The sequence below is a fragment of the Flavobacterium branchiophilum FL-15 genome (assembly GCF_000253275.1).
GTDB lineage: Bacteria > Bacteroidota > Bacteroidia > Flavobacteriales > Flavobacteriaceae > Flavobacterium > Flavobacterium branchiophilum.
The window spans coordinates 3,176,452-3,198,205 of sequence record NC_016001.1 but is presented as its reverse complement, the minus strand read 5'-3'; the positions used below and the strand labels follow the sequence as shown (position 1 = coordinate 3,198,205).

Sequence of the window (21,754 nt, the reverse complement as noted above, 5' to 3'; positions counted from 1 at the left end):
AATTTTTTTATAATACTAGGAGTTATACGTTTGGTAATGGTGGCGGTGATTGTGAAAATAATCCCGAAATGGCTGCAACCAATCCTGCTTTTTGCCATCCACTAGCACCCTGAAACCAAATAAGCGATTCTGTAGTAAGTTGCCCTTTTTGGATGAGGTCTAACAACTGACTTTCGGCAAAAGGTCCTGCTTGTTGTCCATTTAATGCCACAAAGTAAGCTATACTGCTTGGCAAAGGTGGAGGCGACACTGGGTTTTGTGCTGTATTAAATGCTTGATTCATTTGATTGCCCATTGCAAAACCTGCTCCCATACCTACACCAGCTCCTGCAACTCCCGATGGATTTTGTGCAGCTGCTTCTATGGCTTGTGCAGTTTTATATTGCGTTAATCTAGTGATATCTATTTTGTTCAATCGGCTCAATTCAAAAATTTCTTTTTTGATTTCGTCGGGCATCGAAACATTTTCCAACAAAAATTGACTCACTTCCATGCCATAAGCTGCAAAATCATCTTGCATATAACTAAAAATAGTTTGAGATAATTCGTTTAAATTGGCAGCATAACTCTCAACAGGAATTTTAGCTTCGCCAATGGCATCTGTAAATCGGGTTACAATTGTGGTTCGAAGTTGATCGCCAATGGCATCTGTTGTAAAAACCCCTTCGGTACCAACAATTTCTTTGATAAACTTTCCGGCATCTGTTATCCTAAAACAATAATTGCCATAAGCCCTAATTTCGAGCATACCAAATCGGTCGTCGTTTAGTGTAATGGCATTTTTTGTACCCCATTTTTGATCAATAAACTGTCTGGTACTCACAAAGTACACTTCTGCTTTGAACGGACTGTTAAATCCATACTTCCAACCTTGTAGGGTACTTAACAGCGGTAAATTCTGGGTGTTTAGCGTATATGTGCCCGGCAAAAAAACATCGGCAATTGTACCCTCGTTAATAAATACAGCTTGTTGGCCTTCTCGAACGATGAGTTTGGCATCATTTTTTATTTCATTTTGATATCGTTCAAACCGCCAAACAATTGTTTGGCTTCCTTGATCAATACATTCTATAATGTCTATAAACTCGTTTCTTAATTTATCAAATATTCCCATACTAGTAGTGTTTATTTTTTGTAAAAATAAACTATTTTTACATATTACAAAATATGTACCTTTATTTTTTAATAAAGAATTTTTGTGAGCATCACACCAAGGAATTTAGTTTTATTTAATAATATAAGATTCACAAAAAAAGCCAATATTTCTATTGGCTTTTTTTCTTAAAATATTAAATAATTATCTAACAATTAGTTTTCGGGTGGCTGTTGCCTCTCCTTCTTTGAATTGAATTATATAAACACCAGGGTTTAAGTTAGAGATGTTTAACTCTCTAGCAGTCAATTCGGATTGAAGTACAACTTTGCCAAGAACATCAAAAATAGTAATTTCTTTATCGGCTCCAGATTTTGAACTGATGTAAATTTTACCATTACTAGCAGGGTTTGGATAAAAGCTCAATCCTTCAATAGGTGTGTCAGAATTTCGAGAAGACTTCATGTCTTGGGCGTTCATACTCCAAGAAAAGAGCCCAATCAAAAGGACGATTAATACTGTGTGTTGCTTTTTCATGATATTGTGTTATTTGGGTACAACAAAGATATAAAATATTTTCAATAATAATGCCAAATAAAATCTTTTTTTAACAATTTTTTTTAAATTCCTGCGTTTGAGGCCTTCGAGTACCATATTAACAAATTGTTTGCAATATTAATTTATGGTTAAGAGCGGTCTTTTTTACGTATTTCTTTTTATATTTACCATCGAAAAAAGACGTGTGAAATTTTGTTTTTTTTGTAAACTATTGATAATGAAAAAGAAAGACCTCAAGATACTTTTAGTAGATGACGAACCAGATATTTTAGAAATAGTTGGTTACAATTTGTCGCAAGAAGGTTACCAAATAATAACAGCTACAAATGGTAGGGAAGCAGTGCAAATGGCCAAGAAAGTTACCCCTCATTTGATTATTATGGATGTAATGATGCCTGAAATGGATGGTATGGAAGCCTGTGAACACATCAGAAAAATACCAGAGTTGAGCAATATTGTAATTGCTTTTTTAACGGCTCGTAGCGAAGATTATTCTCAAGTAGCTGGTTTTGATGCCGGTGCCGACGATTATATCACAAAACCCATCAAACCCAAACTATTGGTTAGTAAAGTAAAAGCACTTTTAAGACGATTTAAAACCGATGAGGTAAAAGTAACAGAAAATATCAATGTGGGCGGTATTGAAATAAATCGAGAGGAATATAAAATCATCAAAGATGGTGTAGAAATTGTACTGCCTCGAAAAGAGTTTGAATTGTTCTATTTGTTGGCCTCAAAGCCTGGAAAAGTATTCAAACGCGACGAAATTTTAGACAAAGTTTGGGGGAGCGAAGTAATTGTTGGAGGCCGAACTATTGATGTACACATTAGAAAACTTCGTGAAAAAATCGACGAAAATTTATTTAAAACCATCAAAGGGGTGGGGTATAAATTAGAATTATAATGACACTTCATTTTAAAAAATCGTATCAATTTGCCCTAAAATCAGCTTTTTATATTACGCTGTTTGCCTCTCTATGGGTTTGTATTTTAACCCATTATTTTTTTACTTTTTCTTACCCGTTCTTTTTTACTTTTTCAATTGGCTTTGGTTTTTTTTCATTTTTTGTAATCCAATATCGTGTGGAACGATTTATTTACAAAAGAGTGAAAAAAATATATGACGACGTGTCTATCCTGGACCGCTCGGAATGGCAGTCGCAACCCATAACAACTGATATGGCCACACTAACCCGCGAAGTAAAAAAGTTTGCGACCGATAAAAAAATCGAAATCGAAATGTTCAAAGTAAGGGAGGCTTATCGAAGAGAGTTTTTGGGCAATGTGTCTCATGAACTCAAAACCCCACTTTTTACGGTTCAGGGCTACCTTGCCACCTTGCTAGACGGTGCAATGAACGACAAACAAATCCGTAAAAAATATTTGGAAAGAGCCGAAATTGGAGTAGAAAGGCTCATACATATTGTGCAAGATTTAGACATGATAACCAAGTTGGAAAACGGAGAAATGAATTTGGATTTGTCAGAATTTAATATTGTAAAACTCATTCAGAATGTATTTGATTTGCTCGAAATGAAAGCATCTGAAAAAGACATTATATTGATGTTTGATAAAAAATATTTTAAAGATATAAAAGTTATAGCCGATAAAGGAAAAATACAACAGGTATTAACCAATTTGGTAATGAATTCTATCAAATATGGAAAACCTAGAGGAACTACTGAAATTGCTATCGAACATTTGACAAATGATAAAATCATCATTAAAATTACTGATAATGGTGAAGGGATTTCCAAGCAAAATATATCACGTGTTTTTGAACGTTTTTTTAGAGTTGACAAAAGTGGCTCTCGAGCAGAAGGAGGCTCTGGACTTGGACTCTCTATTGTAAAACATATTATTGAAGCCCATAATGAAAAAATCAATGTAGAAAGTGAATTAGGAAAAGGATCTGAATTTACTTTTACATTGTCTAAAGTTTCAAAGTAATAGGGTAGTGGAACAACTAGAATATAAACCCCTTTTTTTATCTATTTTATTTAATAAAAAAAGGGATTATACTAGCATTTTCTTGATTAACCCACCAAGTTAATAATTTTTCCTGGCACAATAATCACCTTGTTTGGCACTTTTCCATCTAATTGGCGTTGCGTTCTTTCGTCTGCCATTACGATTTCCTCGATTTGTTGTTTGGTTAAATCCAAAGGTAATTTCAAGGTAAAACGCATTTTTCCGTTGAAAGAAACAGGATATTCTTTTTCGGATTCAACCAAATATTTTTCCTCAAATTTTGGAAACGCAACTTTTGAAATCGAACCTTCATAACCCAATACCGACCATAATTCTTCGGCAATATGCGGCGCATAAGGCGAAATCAAGAGTGCCAAAGGTTCTAAAATAGCTCGGTGATGGCATTTTTGTTGCGAAAGTTCGTTTACACAAATCATAAACTGCGAAACAGAGGTATTGAACGAGAAATTCTCGATATCTTCGGTTACTTTTTTGATGGTTTTGTGCAATGTTTTATACATGTCTGCGGTAGGATCTGCATCAATTATTTGCACCTTATCGTCATCACAATACAAACGCCACAATTTTTTCAAAAACCCAAAAACTCCCGAAATTCCTGCGGTATTCCATGGTTTGGCTTGTTCTAATGGACCCAAAAACATTTCATACAATCGCAAGGTATCAGCACCATATTCATTGCAAATATCATCGGGATTGACGACGTTTCTCCATCTTTTTGACATTTTTCCTATTTCTGATTTTGTTTGAAATTTGAAATTAATATCAACATTAATATCTGAATCTGAATTTATATGACTATAATTTATTATTTTTTCATTTTCAAAATTATAAAAGGAATATTCAATTGCATTTTCACATATTAGGTATCCCTCATTAGTAACAAATACTGAGTTTTGAAATTCTTTATTTTCAAAAATAAACTTTTTTAACCCTGTAATATTTAGATGAGATTTGTCACTCCCTAAATTATTAACCAAATCAGAAGGTATATTTATAGGTGCGAGGTCTTTTATTTCTAGGGACTTATAATCCGATGATCTAAAAATATTATAAACTTTATCTTCGGATAAAGGAATAATTTTGTTTTTCCCATAATGAGTAAAAAAAATTCCTTTAGCTTTTTCTAAATATATTGATTCTACAAACCCTTGAATCATCCCTTGATTGATTAATTTTTTAAACGGTTCTTCGGTTGGTGCGTAGCCTTTGTCTTTCAAAAATTTATTCCAAAAACGAGAATACAACAAATGTCCAGTGGCATGTTCGCTTCCGCCAATGTATAAATCCACGTTTTCCCAATATTTCAAGGCATCTTCACAGGCAAATTCGTTTTCATTATGCGCATCCATATAACGCATCCAATACCATGAACTTCCTGCCCAACCTGGCATAGTATTCAATTCCAAAGGAAATACCTTTTGATTATCTATCAACTCACAACTAACAACCATCAACTTTTCAATGTCCCACGCCCAATTTGTTGCATTTCCCAATGGCGGTTGCCCGTCTTCTGTTGGGAGGTATTTTTCTACTTCGGGCAAAACAATGGGCAAGTGTTGTTTGTCTATCATTTGCGGCAAGCCATTTACATAATACACCGGGAAAGGCTCCCCCCAATATCTTTGTCGAGAAAAAACCGCATCTCGCAAACGATAATTGACTTTGGCTTTTCCTTCGCCAATGTCTTCTAATGCTTCTATAACTTTTTTAGTCGCTTCTTTATAGCCAAGCCCATCTAAAAAATCAGAATTTTTTAAAACAAAACCTTCTTTTTTTCCAAAAGCTTCCTCTTTGATGCAATCGTCTGAGGCATCAATTTCTCCATTAGGACTTATTGGGCTAATAATATTTTTAATTGCTGGCATTCCATTCTGACCTTTAAAGAAATTGGCAAACGCATAATCTCTTTCATCACCACAAGGCACTGCCATTACAGCTCCTGTTCCGTAGCCTGCCAACACATAATCGCCAATCCAAACGGGTATCGGTTCTTGGGTAAACGGATGCTCGGCATAGGCTCCTGTAAACACACCCGAAATGGTTTTTACATCCGCCATTCTTTCGCGTTCTGAACGTTTGGCTGTTTTTTCGATATAATCTTCAACGGCTTGTTTTTGCTCTGGGGTCGTAATTTCTGCCACCAACTCATGCTCCGGAGCTAAAGTCATGAAAGTAACTCCGAAAATGGTGTCGGGGCGGGTGGTGAAGACTTCAATTGACCTCACCCCCAGCCCCTCTCCAGAGGAGAGGGGAGCCGAACCGGAATCAGACGCTCTATTGTTTAACGCTGTTTTTATGGTATTTAAAACCGTGTTTAAATCGTTTTCAACCTCTTGATTGGTGAATCGAATTACTTTATAAAAATATTTTTGCTCTAAAAGTAACGTTCTTTCTTCATCTTTTTCTTTTTGCTCTAAATCATTATGATATCCACCATCTACTTCAATGATTAGTTTTTTGTCTAAACAAACAAAATCAACTATAAAATTGCCAATATAATGTTGCCTTCTTATTTTATGTCCTAGTTTTGAATTTCTAACTTCTTGCCACAAAACACCTTCTGCATTAGTAAACTCCTTTCTGTTATTTCGAGCATTAGCAACTAGTTCTTTAGCATACAATGGATTAGCAGATAAATAATGTTTTTGCGGGGTTTCGCCCCCCTCTCCTCTGGAGAGGGGTTGGGGGTGAGGTATATTATCTCCCTCTTGAGCCCCTGTGAGAACCTTAAATCGCACCATCGCACCCACCGATTTCCCAATCCAGTTGCGTTGTGATTCTTTTATGGAGTCGCTCCAGTCGATGGTGTCTAGTCCTTGTAGTAATCGCTCGGCATAAGCTGAAATTCGCATGCTCCATTGGGTCATTTTTTTGCGAATAACAGGGTGGCCGCCGCGTTCTGAAACGCCATTTACTATTTCGTCGTTTGCCAAAACCGTGCCTAAGGCTGGGCACCAATTCACTTCGGTTTCTGCCAAATAAGTCAAGCGGTAGTGCAACAATATTTTTTGTTGTTCTTCCGATGAAAATGTGTTCCATTCTTCGGCTGAAAAAGGAGTAATGTTGTCATCACAAACCGCATTTACGTTTGCATTTCCTTCTTTTTCAAAGATACCTATTAAGGTGGTAATATCTTCGGCTTTATCGGTGTTTTTGTTGTACCAAGATTCAAATAATTGGATAAAAATCCATTGGGTATGTTTGTAATAGTCTGGATTTGAAGTTCGTACTTCTCTGCTCCAATCAAACGAAAAACCAATTTTGTCTAGTTGTTCTCTGTATCGAGCAATGTTTTCTTTGGTCGTTTTTTCAGGGTGTTGCCCGGTTTGAATGGCATATTGCTCCGCAGGAAGTCCAAACGAATCATAGCCTTGTGGGTGCAACACATTAAAACCTTGGTGGCGTTTGTATCGTGCCACAATATCCGAAGCAATATACCCCAGCGGATGCCCCACATGCAAACCTGCACCCGATGGATAAGGAAACATATCTAGAACGTAATATTTTGGTTGTTGGTTGTTCGATGATGGTTGCTGAGCAGCAAAAGTTTGATGTTCTGCCCAATATTTTTGCCATTTGGCTTCAATTTCATTTGGATTATATTTCATAGTATTGTTTTGTGTTACTCTTGGGTAACGTTTTTTTTGATGTTATAATAAAATTTTGCTGACAAGTCAAATCTCAATTTTATAGCATGAGTTCGAAGCCATCATGGCATCTTTTGTCATCGGGTTTGTTTCTGTTGCACATCATATAAATTGGTGTTTTAATATTTGTATAAAAAAATAGTCATTCTAAATATTGGAGTTATACAAATAAATCATAAGAATCAATTTATAATTTTGATGTTAAAAAATGGAAGCAATTGTCTAAATAGGGATGATCGTTTTCATTTTTTTCATTTTTTAAAATTTGGATATTCATGGCATTCAAATTGATTTTTATTTAAAACCGCATTCAAAATCGGTAACAAAATTAAAAAAAATATGTCTTTATATCGATTTCAAAGCACAAATTTACATTTAAAGCACGAAAAAAGAAAGTTTGAGCGTTTTAAATCAAATTCTTTATTAATTTTACACAAAATTTTAATTCATTATGAGTACATCTTTTGACAACTTTCAAAAGCGAAGGGTAATTTCGTCATACTTTTCTGTTGTTTTGAGCATTTTTTTGGTTTTGTTTTTAACAGGAATGTTGGCTTTATTTTTGATCAATTCCAGAAAAATTGCCAACGATTTTAAAGAAGACATTGCCATGACAGTGTTTTTAAAAAAAGAGGCCAACGATAGCATCATCAAATCCTTTGGGCATTTGCTTAACAAAACGGCTTTTGTCAAAAAATATGTTTATGTTTCAAAAGAAGCTGCGGCCAAGCAACATGTAGCGGTTATTGGCGAGGATTTTATGCAGTTTTTGGGTGTTAATCCATTGCAAAACTCCTACGATATCAACTTGAAAGCCAGTTATGTAAATAAAAAAAGCATATTGAGTATTGAAACTTATCTGCGAAAAAATCCAATGGTTGCCGATATTGTTTATGATAAACAATTGGTTAATTTGGTTAATGATAATATTCAAAAAGTTAGTTTTTGGATGTTGGTAATAAGCGGAGTATTTGCGTTTATTGCCGTTTTGTTAATCAATAGTTCGTTGCGATTAGCAATTCATTCTAAACGATTTATTATAAAAACCATGCAAATGGTTGGTGCAACAAAAGGGTTTATTCGCAAACCGTTTATTATAAAAAGCATGACTTTAGGCCTTATAGGTGCTTTGTTAGCGGTTGTGGCTTTGTTTTTTACATTAACTTATTTAGAAAGCAGCTTGTCTTTAGGATTGTTAGACAATAAAATGATGATAGCCAATGTGTTTTTAGGGGTTATACTTATGGGGGTTTTAATTACGGGTGTTAGTACTTATTTTGCTACTCAACGTTTTTTGAATTTACGAACGGATGATTTATATTAAATCTAAAAAAATCTAAAAAAAATCTAAAAGAACCAATAAAATTAAAAAATTAAAAAAAAATGAAAGATAAGGAAAATAAAAAAGAGTTTTTGTTTGAAAGTCAAAATTACAAAATATTAGGTGTTGGACTTGCGGTAATTGCTTTAGGGTTTTTATTGATGAGCGGCGGAGGCAGCCAAGATCCCCAAATTTTTAACGAATCGGTTTTTAATTTTCAAAGAATCAGATTGGCACCTACATTAGTGTTAGTAGGATTTGGGATTACCGTTTATTCAATATTAAAAAAAACCAAATAATATGAACCTACTTCAAGCCCTCATTTTGGCCATTATTGAAGGATTAACGGAATTTTTGCCTATTTCTTCAACAGGACACATGGTTATAGCCTCTTCGTTTATGGGAATTGCAGAGGATGATTTTACTAAATTATTTGAAATTGTAATTCAACTGGCCGCAATTTTATCTGTAGTAGTGATTTATTGGCGTAAATTTTTTGATTTTACAAGAATACAATTTTATATCAAACTCGTCATTGCAGTGATTCCAGCCTTATTAATAGGTGGATTGTTAAAAAAACACATAGAGGCCATGCTCGAAACGCCTGTATTTATTGCAACAATTTTATTATTAGGAGGTTTTATATTGCTTTTTGTAGATAATTGGTTTCAAAATCCGAGTATCAACGACGAAAAAGAAATTAGCAACAAAAAAGCATTTGCCATTGGGTGCTACCAAACATTAGCCGTAATTTTTCCAGGATTGAGCCGAAGTGCTGCTACCATTATTGGAGGTATGCAACAGGGGCTAACCAGAAAATCAGCCGCCGAATTTTCGTTTTTTTTAGCAGTACCCACCATGTTGGCAGCTACTATCAAAAGTATTTATGATGTATATAAAGACAGTCCCGAAGTATTGAATACAGATAATTTGGGCATACTAGCTATTGGCAATATTGTGGCTTTTTTGGTGGCTTATGCTTCTATTAAATTTTTTATTGGTTTTTTAACCCGAAATGGGTTTAAAATGTTTGGTTATTATAGAATTGTATTGGGAGTTCTGTTGTTAATTATCCATTATTTTCACCCATTAACAGTTAGCTAATGCAAGCCGAAGATATTTTAAACGGTCAAATAATTCTGATTGATAAACCACTGCAATGGAGCTCTTTTCAGGCGGTAAACAAGCTCAAATACCATTTGATGAACACTTACCGGTTGCCCAAAAAATATAAAATTGGTCATGCAGGAACTTTAGATCCATTGGCCACAGGCTTGTTGATTGTTTGCACAGGAAAGTTTACAAAAAAAATTTCTGAAATACAAGCACAACCTAAAGAATATACGGGTACTATAACCCTTGGAGCCACCACACCATCGTATGATTTGGAAACGGAAATCGATGCTGTATTTGACACAAACCATATTACAGAAAAATTAATATTTGATACAGTAACTTTTTTTTTAGGCGAAATCGATCAGAAACCACCTGTTTTTTCAGCCATCAAAAAAGAGGGAAAACGGTTGTATGAACACGCTAGGGCAGGAGAAACGGTTGAAATTGCTTCCAGAAAAACAACTATTTATGAATTTGAAATTACAAAAATAGCATTTCCCCATGTCGATTTTAGAATCAAATGCAGCAAAGGCACCTATATTCGCTCTATTGCTTTTGATTTTGGAAAAGCTTTACAATCTGGAGCACATTTAAGTAAATTGAGAAGAACCAAAATTGGTGATTTTGAGGTAGCAAACGCATCGACTATTGAAGATTTGAAATAAATTTTAGGGCACTCCCAACCAATTGAAACAATAGTTTATCTTTTTTAAAGATATACTATAAAATCAAAACAGTATAAATTGGACTTTTGTAACTTGTTTGATACAAACAAACACCAATTAATACTATATGACCTTTAACAAATAAATTTTACTTATATGAAAAATTCATTTCAAATCAGGATGGTGAACCCTTGCGAAGCAGATTTAAGCAACATGCAAAGTACTTCAAATGGTATTTTTTGTGAATTATGTTCCAAAAATGTAGTCGATTTGAGTCAGAAAACAGATAGCGAGATAACTCAATTTCTTACAGAAAATAAAGGAAAATCTATTTGTGCCAAACTCAAAAATTCGCAACTCGACCGCAAAATTAGCCCAATACAAATCCCCAAACAGCAACCTCTAAAATATGCCGCCGTTTTAGCAACCTCTGTATTGATTTCCAATCAAAGTCTAGCACAAGAACATGTGCCAAACCACACCCAAACCGAAGTACACAAGCCTATTGTTGTTGGAAAAATGGTACCTAGAGTGATACAAAAGCCCATACAATTTACCATAAAAGGACATTTGTTCAATTCCAAAACAAAAAAACCGTTAGACTCTAAAAAATTTCCAACGTTAAAAATATATGTAAGCGGTGCAGCACATGAAGTAGCAGTTAATCCTAAAACAGGTGGTTTTTCTTCACAGGTTATTTTAGACAATCCGCAAACAACATTGTATTTTAGCATCATTTCAAACCATCAAAATAGTTTCAAACAAGTGGCATTTGATTCCAAAAAAATAAAAAACAACTACTATTTTACAACAATATATGTAGATCCATTTAAAGATTTTGAAAACATGATGATGCAAGGCGGTGTAGAAGCAGTGCCAATACCTGAAAAACAATAGATTAAAATTGATAAACCTAAATGCCAAGATAAAGTAGTCGAATTCGATTTTTGTATAGCAAAATATGATAAAGCAAAGCTAATTGTATAACTATTTCAAAGATGCTTATGTCTTTAGACTTGTTTTTTTTCAAGAACGCTAGGACTTATTTGGGTTTTATAATCAATATGTCTATAAAATAGACCAATGTATAGGTGCTTTTATGCTAAAATGAGTTAAAAATAAAACAGTTGCGTAGTCAAGCAAGGTTACTTTTTTGTCTAAAAAACCACTTGTTTTGCTATTTCGCTCTCGCTTGGGGTTGCTGCTTTGTACTACATTATGTAAGCTTTATATTTCTGTATTTATAATTTTAATAATAAAAATTTACATATTGATGAGTACCAAAAATACATCAAATTACATGTATTTACATACCTATTTAAACATGAATGTAGTTTTATATTATAATAAATTTTCAACACAAAATTTGGATTAAATCTATAAAAACAGAAGGATGATTACAAGTTGATTTATTTTGAAAATTTATTTGGAATTACTATTTTTTGAATCATCAAATCATTTGTAAGTAATATTTTAAATCCGTCGGTATCGTTGAATAATTGCCGAGCAAATTCTGCATACAAATATTTTGCCACCCAGTTTTTACGTTTTAGTACATTGAAAGAAGTACCGCTTTGGGTTATAAAATGCTGAAATCTAATGATATAGGTGTCATTTTTTTTGATCTTTTCTAAAAAATCATTAAATTTTAAGCCCTGAAATTCGTGTCTATTTTTATCCAATTCTTCAAAAACAAATTGTCCAATTATTCCAGATTGCATCAAATATTCCAAACTTTCGTCGCCTTTTTCGCCATCTAGCGGCACAAAAATATCGGGTACAATACCGCCACCGCCATATACGATTTTACCTTTTGGTGTTTTAAATTTCAAGGTATCATTTACATGTATATTGTCTTTTTCATACAATTCGCCGCTTTCAAATCGTTTTTCAAAATCTTTATAATATTCTTTTTTGCCTTTATTGTAAGGTTTTTGAATAGAGCGGCCTGTAGGAGTATAATATCTTGCGATGGTGAGCCGAACGGCCGATCCATCGTCAAAACCCATCTCTCGTTGTACCAATCCCTTGCCAAATGACCTACGACCAATTATGGTGCCTCTGTCGTTATCCTGAATGGCTCCTGCTAAAATTTCGCTTGCCGAAGCACTATTTTCGTTGATCAATACAAATAAATTGCCAGTTTCAAATATGCCCTTGCTTGTGGCAAATGTTTTTTGAATGTCGTTGTTTTTATTTTTTGTAAATACAATCAATTGTTGGTCTTTCAATAATTCATCCGCAATTTGAGTTGCCATTTCCATGTAGCCTCCTCCATTGTTTCTAAGATCGATTACTAAAGTTTGTATGCCACGTTGCTTTAAATCTTCTAACTCGTGTTTAAATTCCTTATAGGTTTTTTCGGCAAAACGATTGATTTTGATGTAGCCCGTTTTAGAGGTCAATAGCAATCCTTTTTCAACACTTTTGATAGCAATTGTGTTTCTTTTTACATTAAAAACCAGATTTTTTTTAGCATTTTTTCTATAAACTATCAATTTTACATCTGTATCAGTCTGACCTTTAAATAAATGATAAATTTTTTCGCTATTGATTTTTTTTCCAAATATTTTTTGGTTGTTTGCATACAATATTCGGTCTCCAGATTGTATGCCTGCCTTTGCTGCCGGACCGTTTTCTATAGGTTTTATAACGGCTATAGTGTCTTTTAATAAATAAAAATTAATTCCAATACCCACAAAATCACCTTTCATGTTTTGAGCTTCAATCGAATGTTCTTTTGCAGGAATATATACAGAATGTGGGTCTAATTTGGCTAATATATTATCTACGGTTTCGTCTATTATAGAATCGGTGTTTACATCATCTACATATTCGCTATTGATAAAATGGATTAACTTGTTTAATTTGTTTTTATGATGATTTTTTGAAAAATATTGATATTGTATTGGAAAATTGAAAAAACTACCTATAAAAATACCCACTACAATCAGTAGTACGGCTATAATGGGATTGTATTTTGGGCTAATTTTCATTTTTTAAAAAAAATTTCGATTTTTATATTATTATAACAAATTTAATAAAAAAGTAGTATCTATCAATGTTTTGACGTCTTTAAATTAAATAATCAAATTTAGATTTCGGATAAATTGTCCATTTGTTCTACTAAAACACCCGCTTTTTCAAGAAAATCTATACCCGAAGTGTCTCTATAACCCGTTTGAAAAACGACTCTTTTTATTCCAGATTGATGGATAAGTTTACTGCATTCTTTGCACGGCGAAAGGGTGATGTATAAAGTTGCTCCTTGGCAGGATTGTGTAGAACCGGCTACTTTCAAAATAGCATTGGCCTCTGCATGAAGCACATACCAGTTGGTTAAACCAGTTTCGTCCTCGCAACAATTTTCAAACCCAGACGGAGTACCATTGTAGCCATCTGAAATAATCATACGGTCTTTTACAATTATAGCACCCACTTTTTTTCGTTTGCAATAGGACAATTTACTCCATTCATTAGCTATTCGCAAATAGGCTTTGTCGTATTTTATTTGTTTTTTATTGTTCATAATGCTATTTTCTTGACGCTGTATTGTTAAAAATAAAAATTAATCACTTACAATTGATGTTAATTTTTCCAAAATTCATTTTGCAAAATTAATGGCAACGTAATTCCAACTATACATGCCGATAGGGTTAAAATCCAATCTCGTTTTGACAATTTTGTTAGCGTTTGCACGCAATAACCAACTAACAATACCATAAAAACGACCAACATTTGCGAAGCCTCTATGCCAAGTGCAAAACTCGATAAAGGGGCTATTTTGGACACGGTAGTACCCCCTAATATACTTTTGAAATAATTAGAAAAACCGAGTCCGTGCACAATGCCAAAAAACAGTGTAACCATTGTTAGATAGTGGTTGCTACTGTTTTTGGTAGATTTGCCCAAATTGACAATATTTGAAAAAGCGGTAAGCCAAATGGTTATTGGTATTAATAATTCAATCCAACGAGCCGTAACATTCAAAATGCCAAAAACAGACAACACTAAAGCCAGTGTGTGTCCTATTGTGAAAACTGAAACCAACCAAACTATTTTTTTCCAAGCCTCAAATGTATAAGGTACTGTAAGTGCCATTAAAAACAAGACATGGTCATAAGCATTTATATTGAGAACATGCTGTAAACCAATTTGAAAATATACGTAAAATTCTGTCATATTTTGATACATCTAAATAGGTTTTCAAAAATACAATATATTTTGTATTATTTTCAAAAATCTTTGCTCATTTCTTTTTATTTAAAAACGAAATAGGATTATCTTTGCCTAATAAACAACAAATATTATGTCATTTTCAGATTTATTCGATAGCGAATTCAAACAAAGAAATAAAGGTCATTTTGCAGCCATTGTTCGCGTGGCACTTGCAGACGGAGTAGTTTCTGCAGAAGAACAATCTTTTTTAGACAGATTGGCAACAAAATTAGAAATTTCAGAAGCAGAGTATGCAGAAATCCTTGAAAACCCTTTAAAATTTCCAATCAATCCACCTTATTTACATGCCCAACGTTTAGAACGTTTGTACGATTTGGCTCGAATGGTTCATAAAGACCATGAATTGAACGATAATCAAGATGTTTTATTAAGAAAATTTGGGTTAGCTTTAGGTTTTACACCTGGCAATGTAAATTATATTATTGACAAAGCCTTGTCTTTGGTAGATCAAAATGTAGATGCCGAAACATTTATGTACGAAATGGAGCACATGAATAAATAATAAAAAGCCCTATTTTAGGGCTTTTATTTTTAATGCTTTATACAAACTTTCAAACAATTCGTCTTTGGTATGAGGTCTTGTTAAATAGTTTTTAATGCCAATCGACTTACAAATTAATTTTTCAGTATCGTTTGGATTTGCAGACAGTGCAATGATAGGTGTTTTCGATTTTTTGATGTCTTCATGATTTTTTATCATTTTTGACGCTTCAATGCCGTCTAAAAAAGGCATATCTACATCCATCAAAATACAATCATAGTCGTTTTTTTCAAACAAATCAACTGCTTGCAATCCATTTTCGGCTATATCAAAATAAAACCCGCCATGATTAACTAATATTTTCATAATCAATAACTGATTTATTTCGCTATTATCGGCAATCAAAATATTGTATTTACGTTTAAAATCAGCGTTGGTATATTCTTTTAATTCTTTAGGTTTTACTCTGGAATATACTTGAACATCTATTTTCAATTGGATATTTGCCTCAATAATAGTACCTTTTTTTCTAATGGATTGGATTTTGATACTGCCATTCATCAATTGTACAATTTTATATACAATAGATAGTCCTATTCCTAAACCATCAATGTTTTTTGAATGTAATTTAGTAAAACTTTCAAATATTTTATTTCTATTTCTAATAGGAATACCAATGCCTGTATCCAAAACCTGTACATTTAAACTTAAATTATCAGAACTTCTAAAATTCTCTTTTACCATCAATTTCACACTTCCTTCGTCTGTAAATTTTATAGCATTGTCAAGTAAGTTTGTAAATATTTGAAATAACTTTACCCTGTCGGCAATTATATTTTTTGGGATTTTTTCTTCAATATCAAAAGTCAAATCAATATTTTTTGCAGCAGCCTTCAAGAGGTATATTTTTTCTAATTGATTAAACATATCTTTTAGGTCTAGCGGCTTGTTTTTTAGTATAAATTCGCCCGACTCTATTTTAGAAATGTCTAATAAATCATCGACTAATCCTTTCAAATGAAGACTAGTTTTATTGATCGTTTGGATAATGTCGCGCTGACTTGTATTGATATTGACTTTTTCAAATAATTCCAAAAAGCCTAAAATTGCAGCAACTGGTGTTCGCAAATCATGGCTAATATTGGCTATAAATTTGTCTTTAAATTTTTTTTCGGCTAAAAGTTGGTCGTTTTTTATTTTTTCATAATGAAAACTTAAAACAGACTCGTTTTTTTCTTGAGCAATACTTTGAAATGATTCATAATGCTCTGTAAAATCTACAATAATTATGAATGGATTGGCATTGTTTTGACTATTATTTAAAATGATATCATAGCTCCCTTTTGTTTGATCAATTTCTAAATGGATGCAATTAAAAATAATATTGTCGTAATTTTCTTTGATGGACTGAATTATTATTTCAAAAAAAGGATGCAATTCTGTAATACATGTTGTTTTGGAAGCTTTGAATAAAATATCATCAGACTCTAAAATATGGCCGCTTTTATCTAAAAGTATTACTTGTGTAATTTTTGACAAGTATTGATTTTTTATTTCGTCTATCATTTTGCTGTAATTTTAGAGGCAATTTCTTGAAATATTTTTTCAACGTTTTCACCCAATTTGGCACTCGTAAAATAATCGATTATTAAATTTTTGGTTTTTAATAAAGCTTCAAATTCGTCTATGGCAATCAAATCTGATTTATTACAAACTGTAATTATGGGTGTTTTTGGAAAACTTTTGTTTAAATATTTAATTTCGTTTTGCAATTCTGAAAAGGTCTGACCTCGTGTGGGGTCTATTACATGTATGAATCCAGAGGTACCAATTAAGTATGAACTTCTAATTTTTTCGACACTGTCTTTGCCTTCAATATCCCAAATTACAAGCGTTATTTCGTCGTTGTTTAATGCCACTGTTTTTTTAAGGATATGTACACCAATGGTTACATGATAATCATCTGAAAATTCATTTTGAACAAATCGTCTTATAAGTGAGGATTTACCTACACCAAAATGACCGGTAAGTACTATTTTTTTGGTTTTACTCATGATCAAAAAAGGTTACTAATTGTTGGTTGATATAGGTTTTGTTATCGGTATTGTTTTTTATATGCAAATTTGCAAATGTCATCAGCTTATCTTCCAAGGTGCTTTTAAAATTATTATTAAAACTACCCGATACCACGACTGCAATATAATAGTTTGAAAAATTTTGAATTTGAATGGTATATAATTCATATTCAATGGTTTCCAAATTTTGGTTTCCAGCCTGAAAGGCATCTTCTACAAAACTTTTAATAGCCGTAAGCATGCCAGCAATCATGTCTTGGTCTATCGTTTCTGTTTTTGAATGACTTGCTAATATAATTCCAGATCCTTTTTCAATTATAAACAATTGTTGAATTTTTGGATGATTTTGTTCACTTAATACAATTTCTTGTTCACTTATGCCAGTAAAAAATGATTTTATCTTTCTTTTTAATGCTTTTACAGAAAAATTCCTTTGCACCTGATTGTTAATATTATCCGACAAAATTTTAATTTCTTGTTGAATGTATTTCTTAATCATTTTACCAATTATGGGAAACAATGCTTCAACCACTTGGTCTTGTGAATTTTTGATTTGTTCGGACAATGCTTCTGTAATGGAAGGCCCAAGCTTTTCGGGTATATCTACTGTATAAGTGGCTAATTTTTTGTCAATTATAGGATCGACTCTTTTTGACAAAAGGGCCTCCTCGCTTATTTCAGATTCTAGGTAACTTAATTTTTCAAAAATTTGGTTTGCAAAGTCCCTGTCCTCTTGTAGTAGGAGGATTTTAAGCTTTTCTAATTTTTCTGCATCATTCATAACGAACGATTAGTCTTTCATTATTTTTTCACCTAAATTGACTAACAATTGACCAAGAGTAGCTCTATCTACTTTTTTATGGTTTAAATTGGCAACTTGATCAGACAAATTTTGTTCTAAATCGGTTATTCGAATATTCAAATCAGTCGATAGGTTGTCTATTGTTTGTAGAAGTTCTTTTCGGGTGGCTTCTATATAATCTTCTAATGCTTCTTTGCGTTGTTCTATCAATTGTTTGATACTTGAAAAATCTTCATCTATTTGTTGAATATTTTCACCAAATATCAAATTTTTTATGGCCTCTAATCTTTGAGCAGACTCCAAAGAATGGTCTGGTTGTGCCAATTTTTCTTTTTCGGTATTCTTAGTCATGTTACTGTTTGTCGTTTGGGTTTTTTTTACAAACAAATTTAGACTATTTTATTAATATTTCAAACTTTTTTTTTCAATTTAAAAAAATGGATTTATTTATAAACTTAAATTGACTAAATAGACATAAATTCTTCGGCTTTTTTTACCATATTATAACTTCCACAAAAAAATGGGGCTCTTTGATGTAAGCTATCTGGTTGAATTTCCATGATTCTTTGATAGCCATTAGATGCTTTTCCGCCAGCTTGCTCCACGATAAAAGCCATAGGATTACATTCATACAACAATCGTAATTTACCATTGGGCGATTTTGAGCTTGTTGGGTAGATATATATCCCCCCTTTGATCATATTTCGATGAATGTCTGAAACCAAACTTCCAATGTATCTTGAGGTGTAGGGTCTATCACCTTCTTCTGTTTGACAGTATTTAATATAATCTTTAACTCCTTTTGGAAAATGAACGTAATTCCCTTCGTTTATGGAGTAAATTTTACCATCTTCAGAAAATTTCATATTGGGATGCGATAGATAAAATGTTCCAATGGCTGGATTTAGTGTAAATCCGTTTACGCCATGTCCTGTGGTATAAACGAGCATCGTAGAGGTCCCATAAATCACATAACCTGCAGCCACTTGATAAACCCCTTTTTGTAAAAAATCTTCTAATGTTACGGGTGTTCCAACGGGTGTTATGCGTCTATAAACTGAAAAAATGGTACCTACAGATACATTTACATCTATATTACTCGATCCGTCTAATGGATCCATTAATACAACATACTTATTATTATGCCCATTATCTGCTCCTGAAACCGTTATAAAATCATCATTTTCTTCAGAGGCAATGCCGCACACTATTTCTCTATTGATGAGTGTTTGAATGAAAACTTCGTTAGCATATACATCTAGTTTTTGTTGGTCTTCTCCTTGTATATTTTGTTCGCCAACTGCCCCAACAATATCCACTAAACCAGCTTTATTCACTTTGTAATTAACTACTTTTGCAGCTAATCGAATGGAGTTGATAATACGAGATAATTCCCCTGTAGAATATTGAAAATCTTTTTGATTTTCAATAATATATTCTCCTAATGTTTTGTTGCGTTCTTCCATTACGAAATCGTTATAGTTAGTTTGGCAAATATCGTTTTTTTAATTATATTTTTCAATACAATGGGGTTATTATTTTTTAATTTATTTTTTTTTAAATTTATTTGCAAAAATTATAACAATTTTATATATTTGTGTTATATTTAAAACATTATGAGACATCTTCTTATCATTGGTGCCGGAAAATCAGCTTCAACTTTAATACAGTATTTACTTAATAAATCAGAATCAGAACATTTACATCTTGTAATAGCTGATTTATCTTTAGAGTTGGCTCAAAAAAAAACGAATAACCATCCTAATGCAACACCTATTGCTTTAGATATTCGAAACGAATCCCAAAGAAGACAACATATTGCGGCTGCTACACTTGTAATATCAATGTTACCAGCTCATTTACACATCGAAATTGCCAAAGATTGTATTTTGTTTAAAAAAAATTTAGTAACGGCATCTTATATTAGTGCCGAGATGCAAATGCTCGACGACCAAGCCAAAGCATACGGATTGATTTTTATGAACGAAATAGGTTTAGATCCAGGTATAGACCACATAAGCGCCATGAAAGTGATTGATCAAATACGTGAAAAAGGGGGCAAAATGATTTTGTTTGAATCCTTTTGTGGTGGATTAGTAGCACCAGATTCGGACAACAATTTATGGAATTACAAGTTTACATGGGCACCACGAAATGTTGTTTTGGCCGGTCAAGGAGGTGCCGCCAAATTTATACAAGAAGGAAAAGACAAATACATTCCTTATCATAAATTGTTTAGACGAACAGAATTTTTGGAAGTCGAAGGATATGGCAGATTTGAAGGGTATGCCAACAGAGATTCGCTAAAATACCGAAGTGCTTATGGGTTAGACGGGATTCTTACATTATATAGAGGTACGATTCGAAGAGTTGGTTTTTCTAAAGCATGGAATATGTTTGTACAACTAGGAATGACAGACGATTCATATCAAGTAGAAAACTCTTATGGCATGAGTTACCGTGAATTTGTCAATTTATTCCTTCCTTATCATCCTTCAGATTCTGTCGAAATCAAAACACGCTTGGTGCTTGGTATTGAGCAAGACGACATTATGTGGGACAAATTATTAGAATTGGATTTGTTTAACCCCAATAAATTGATAAATCTACATCATGCTACACCTGCTCAAATATTAGAGAAAATACTATCGGATAGTTGGACATTGAAAGAAGAAGACAAAGATATGATTGTAATGTATCATAAATTTGGATATGAAATTGATGGTCAACAAAAACAAATTGACTCCAAAATGGTTTGCATTGGCGATGATCAAACTTATACTGCAATGGCGAAAACTGTAGGCTTGCCAGTTGCAATGGCTGCTTTATTAATTTTAAATGGTAAAATCAAAACAGTAGGAGTGCAAATGCCTTTACAAAAAGAAATATATGAACCCCTATTGACAGAACTTGAAAATTTTGGAATCCAATTTAACGAAACCGAGATGCCTTATATTGGATATAATCCAGATCGTTTGATGGTATAGTTATTCCTTTATTCGGATAAATTTATTAAATTCATCAATCCTCCGTTTGGCAATTGGAATAGTAATATTATTAATCATTTCGCAGCAATACCCTTCTTTTTTATTGATATATTTTACCTTGTTTATATTGACAATAAATGTATTATGTGTGCGAAAAAAAATATTTTTATCTAAATTTTTTTCGTATTCACCTATATTTTTACTTGACAATATTTTTTGTCCATCCTCAAAATAAAACCGAGTATATTTGCCTTCGGCCTCACAAAAAATGATTTTATCAAGCTTAAAAAATTCTATTTTATCTAAAGTAGAAATTGCAATAAATTCAATAGGTTTTGAATAATTAATCGAATTTGAATATAGGTTGGCATCATTCATAAATGCTCTTGTAATGCTTTTTTCTACTTTATTAATTGATCTTATCAATTGTTCAATTAATAAAGGTTTAAGTATAAAATCTGCGGCATCATGGAGGTAAAAATCATAAGCGTGTTTTTTTTCATAAGAAAAAACTATCAAATGTATATCGTTAAAATCAATGGCTTTTTTAATATCTTCAATGGCATTTTCCTCATTTATTAATCCAAAAAATAAAATATTGGGTTTGCGTTCAATAATTTCTTTTTTAGCCTCCAAAATAGTCAAAGTTTCAGCAACTAACTCAATTTTTGGAAAAAAATTGGATAATAAAATTTTTAAATGCTCATTGCTTTTAAAATCATCATCAACTAATATTGCTTTTAAACTGTTCATACCATAAGGGTTATTTTAAAAAAAT

At 32.7% G+C, this 21,754-nt stretch carries 21 protein-coding genes; 9 read left to right on the top strand and 12 right to left on the bottom strand.

The features are described 5' to 3' along the window. Positions 1–22: 22 nt before the first annotated feature. Complete coding sequence (locus FBFL15_RS13865; protein WP_014085177.1) at positions 23–1,114, bottom strand: SPFH domain-containing protein; 1,092 nt, start codon at positions 1,112–1,114, stop codon at positions 23–25. A 183-nt stretch (positions 1,115–1,297) separates the two neighbouring features. Continuing rightward, positions 1,298–1,630, bottom strand: coding sequence for a T9SS type A sorting domain-containing protein (locus FBFL15_RS13860; RefSeq protein WP_014085176.1), 333 nt, complete (start codon positions 1,628–1,630; stop codon positions 1,298–1,300). A gap of 238 nt (positions 1,631–1,868) precedes the next feature. Between FBFL15_RS13860 and FBFL15_RS13855 the strand changes: the two genes are divergently transcribed. Together FBFL15_RS13855 and FBFL15_RS13850 are read left to right on the top strand one after the other, a co-directional pair. Beyond that, a complete protein-coding gene (locus tag FBFL15_RS13855) occupies positions 1,869–2,555 on the top strand; it encodes a response regulator transcription factor (RefSeq protein WP_014085175.1) in 687 nt (228 codons plus the stop codon). After that, on the top strand, positions 2,555–3,601 hold the full coding sequence (locus FBFL15_RS13850; protein WP_014085174.1) for a sensor histidine kinase: 1,047 nt from the start codon (positions 2,555–2,557) through the stop codon (positions 3,599–3,601). Before FBFL15_RS13855 ends, FBFL15_RS13850 begins: the two co-directional genes overlap by 1 nt. Positions 3,602–3,687: 86 nt before the next feature. On the opposite strand, the gene FBFL15_RS13845 is transcribed toward FBFL15_RS13850, so the two are convergent. Beyond that, positions 3,688–7,251: a leucine--tRNA ligase gene (locus FBFL15_RS13845; RefSeq protein WP_014085173.1), complete on the bottom strand. Its 3,564-nt coding sequence runs from the start codon at positions 7,249–7,251 to the stop codon at positions 3,688–3,690. 490 nt (positions 7,252–7,741) lie between these two features. Between FBFL15_RS13845 and FBFL15_RS13840 the strand changes: the two genes are divergently transcribed. From FBFL15_RS13840 to FBFL15_RS13820, 5 genes are all read left to right on the top strand, one after another. Continuing rightward, a complete protein-coding gene (locus FBFL15_RS13840) occupies positions 7,742–8,614 on the top strand; it encodes a cell division protein FtsX (protein WP_014085172.1) in 873 nt (290 codons plus the stop codon). Between the two features lie 59 nt (positions 8,615–8,673). Then, positions 8,674–8,910 (top strand): DUF3098 domain-containing protein, encoded by a 237-nt coding sequence (locus tag FBFL15_RS13835; RefSeq protein ID WP_014085171.1) that lies wholly within the window; start codon positions 8,674–8,676, stop codon positions 8,908–8,910. 1 nt (position 8,911) lies between these two features. Beyond that, positions 8,912–9,715 carry an undecaprenyl-diphosphate phosphatase gene (locus tag FBFL15_RS13830; protein ID WP_014085170.1) on the top strand — a complete coding sequence of 268 codons (804 nt, stop codon included), beginning with the start codon at positions 8,912–8,914 and terminating at the stop codon, positions 9,713–9,715. Next, the gene (gene truB, locus FBFL15_RS13825; protein WP_014085169.1) at positions 9,715–10,392 is read left to right on the top strand and encodes a tRNA pseudouridine(55) synthase TruB; all 678 of its coding nucleotides are present in this window, start codon (positions 9,715–9,717) and stop codon (positions 10,390–10,392) included. The genes FBFL15_RS13830 and truB overlap by 1 nt, the downstream gene beginning before the upstream one ends. 156 nt (positions 10,393–10,548) lie before the next feature. After that, entirely contained in the window at positions 10,549–11,289 is a 741-nt protein-coding gene (locus FBFL15_RS13820; protein WP_014085168.1) for a hypothetical protein, read from the top strand. Between the two features lie 512 nt (positions 11,290–11,801). On the opposite strand, the gene FBFL15_RS13815 is transcribed toward FBFL15_RS13820, so the two are convergent. The 3 genes from FBFL15_RS13815 to FBFL15_RS13805 all read right to left on the bottom strand — a co-directional run bounded on the left by FBFL15_RS13815 (position 11,802) and on the right by FBFL15_RS13805 (position 14,574). Then, on the bottom strand, positions 11,802–13,388 hold the full coding sequence (locus tag FBFL15_RS13815) for a S41 family peptidase (RefSeq protein WP_014085167.1): 1,587 nt from the start codon (positions 13,386–13,388) through the stop codon (positions 11,802–11,804). Between the two features lie 98 nt (positions 13,389–13,486). Then, a complete protein-coding gene (locus FBFL15_RS13810) occupies positions 13,487–13,921 on the bottom strand; it encodes a deoxycytidylate deaminase (RefSeq protein WP_014085166.1) in 435 nt (144 codons plus the stop codon). Between the two features lie 59 nt (positions 13,922–13,980). After that, complete coding sequence (locus FBFL15_RS13805; protein WP_014085165.1) at positions 13,981–14,574, bottom strand: HupE/UreJ family protein; 594 nt, start codon at positions 14,572–14,574, stop codon at positions 13,981–13,983. Between the two features lie 127 nt (positions 14,575–14,701). On the opposite strand from FBFL15_RS13805, the gene FBFL15_RS13800 reads away from it, so the two are divergent. Further along, on the top strand, positions 14,702–15,133 hold the full coding sequence (locus FBFL15_RS13800) for a TerB family tellurite resistance protein (RefSeq protein ID WP_014085164.1): 432 nt from the start codon (positions 14,702–14,704) through the stop codon (positions 15,131–15,133). Positions 15,134–15,142: 9 nt separating this feature from the next. Here FBFL15_RS13800 and FBFL15_RS13795 read toward each other — a convergent pair whose 3' ends face one another. The 5 genes from FBFL15_RS13795 to fbp all read right to left on the bottom strand — a co-directional run bounded on the left by FBFL15_RS13795 (position 15,143) and on the right by fbp (position 19,455). Continuing rightward, entirely contained in the window at positions 15,143–16,678 is a 1,536-nt protein-coding gene (locus FBFL15_RS13795; protein WP_014085163.1) for a hybrid sensor histidine kinase/response regulator, read from the bottom strand. Then, positions 16,675–17,166, bottom strand: coding sequence for a Rab family GTPase (locus tag FBFL15_RS13790; RefSeq protein ID WP_014085162.1), 492 nt, complete (start codon positions 17,164–17,166; stop codon positions 16,675–16,677). Before FBFL15_RS13790 ends, FBFL15_RS13795 begins: the two co-directional genes overlap by 4 nt. Then, the gene (locus FBFL15_RS13785) at positions 17,159–17,968 is read right to left on the bottom strand and encodes a hypothetical protein (protein WP_014085161.1); all 810 of its coding nucleotides are present in this window, start codon (positions 17,966–17,968) and stop codon (positions 17,159–17,161) included. The genes FBFL15_RS13790 and FBFL15_RS13785 overlap by 8 nt, the downstream gene beginning before the upstream one ends. Positions 17,969–17,977: 9 nt before the next feature. Next, on the bottom strand, positions 17,978–18,340 hold the full coding sequence (locus FBFL15_RS13780) for a hypothetical protein (RefSeq protein ID WP_014085160.1): 363 nt from the start codon (positions 18,338–18,340) through the stop codon (positions 17,978–17,980). Positions 18,341–18,453: 113 nt separating this feature from the next. Next, positions 18,454–19,455 carry a class 1 fructose-bisphosphatase gene (gene fbp / locus FBFL15_RS13775; RefSeq protein ID WP_014085159.1) on the bottom strand — a complete coding sequence of 334 codons (1,002 nt, stop codon included), beginning with the start codon at positions 19,453–19,455 and terminating at the stop codon, positions 18,454–18,456. A gap of 150 nt (positions 19,456–19,605) precedes the next feature. On the opposite strand from fbp, the gene FBFL15_RS13770 reads away from it, so the two are divergent. Continuing rightward, on the top strand, positions 19,606–20,976 hold the full coding sequence (locus FBFL15_RS13770) for a saccharopine dehydrogenase family protein (RefSeq protein ID WP_014085158.1): 1,371 nt from the start codon (positions 19,606–19,608) through the stop codon (positions 20,974–20,976). Here FBFL15_RS13770 and FBFL15_RS13765 read toward each other — a convergent pair whose 3' ends face one another. Further along, positions 20,977–21,729, bottom strand: a complete 753-nt coding sequence (locus tag FBFL15_RS13765) for a LytR/AlgR family response regulator transcription factor (protein WP_014085157.1) — start codon at positions 21,727–21,729, stop codon at positions 20,977–20,979. Positions 21,730–21,754: the final 25 nt, after the last annotated feature.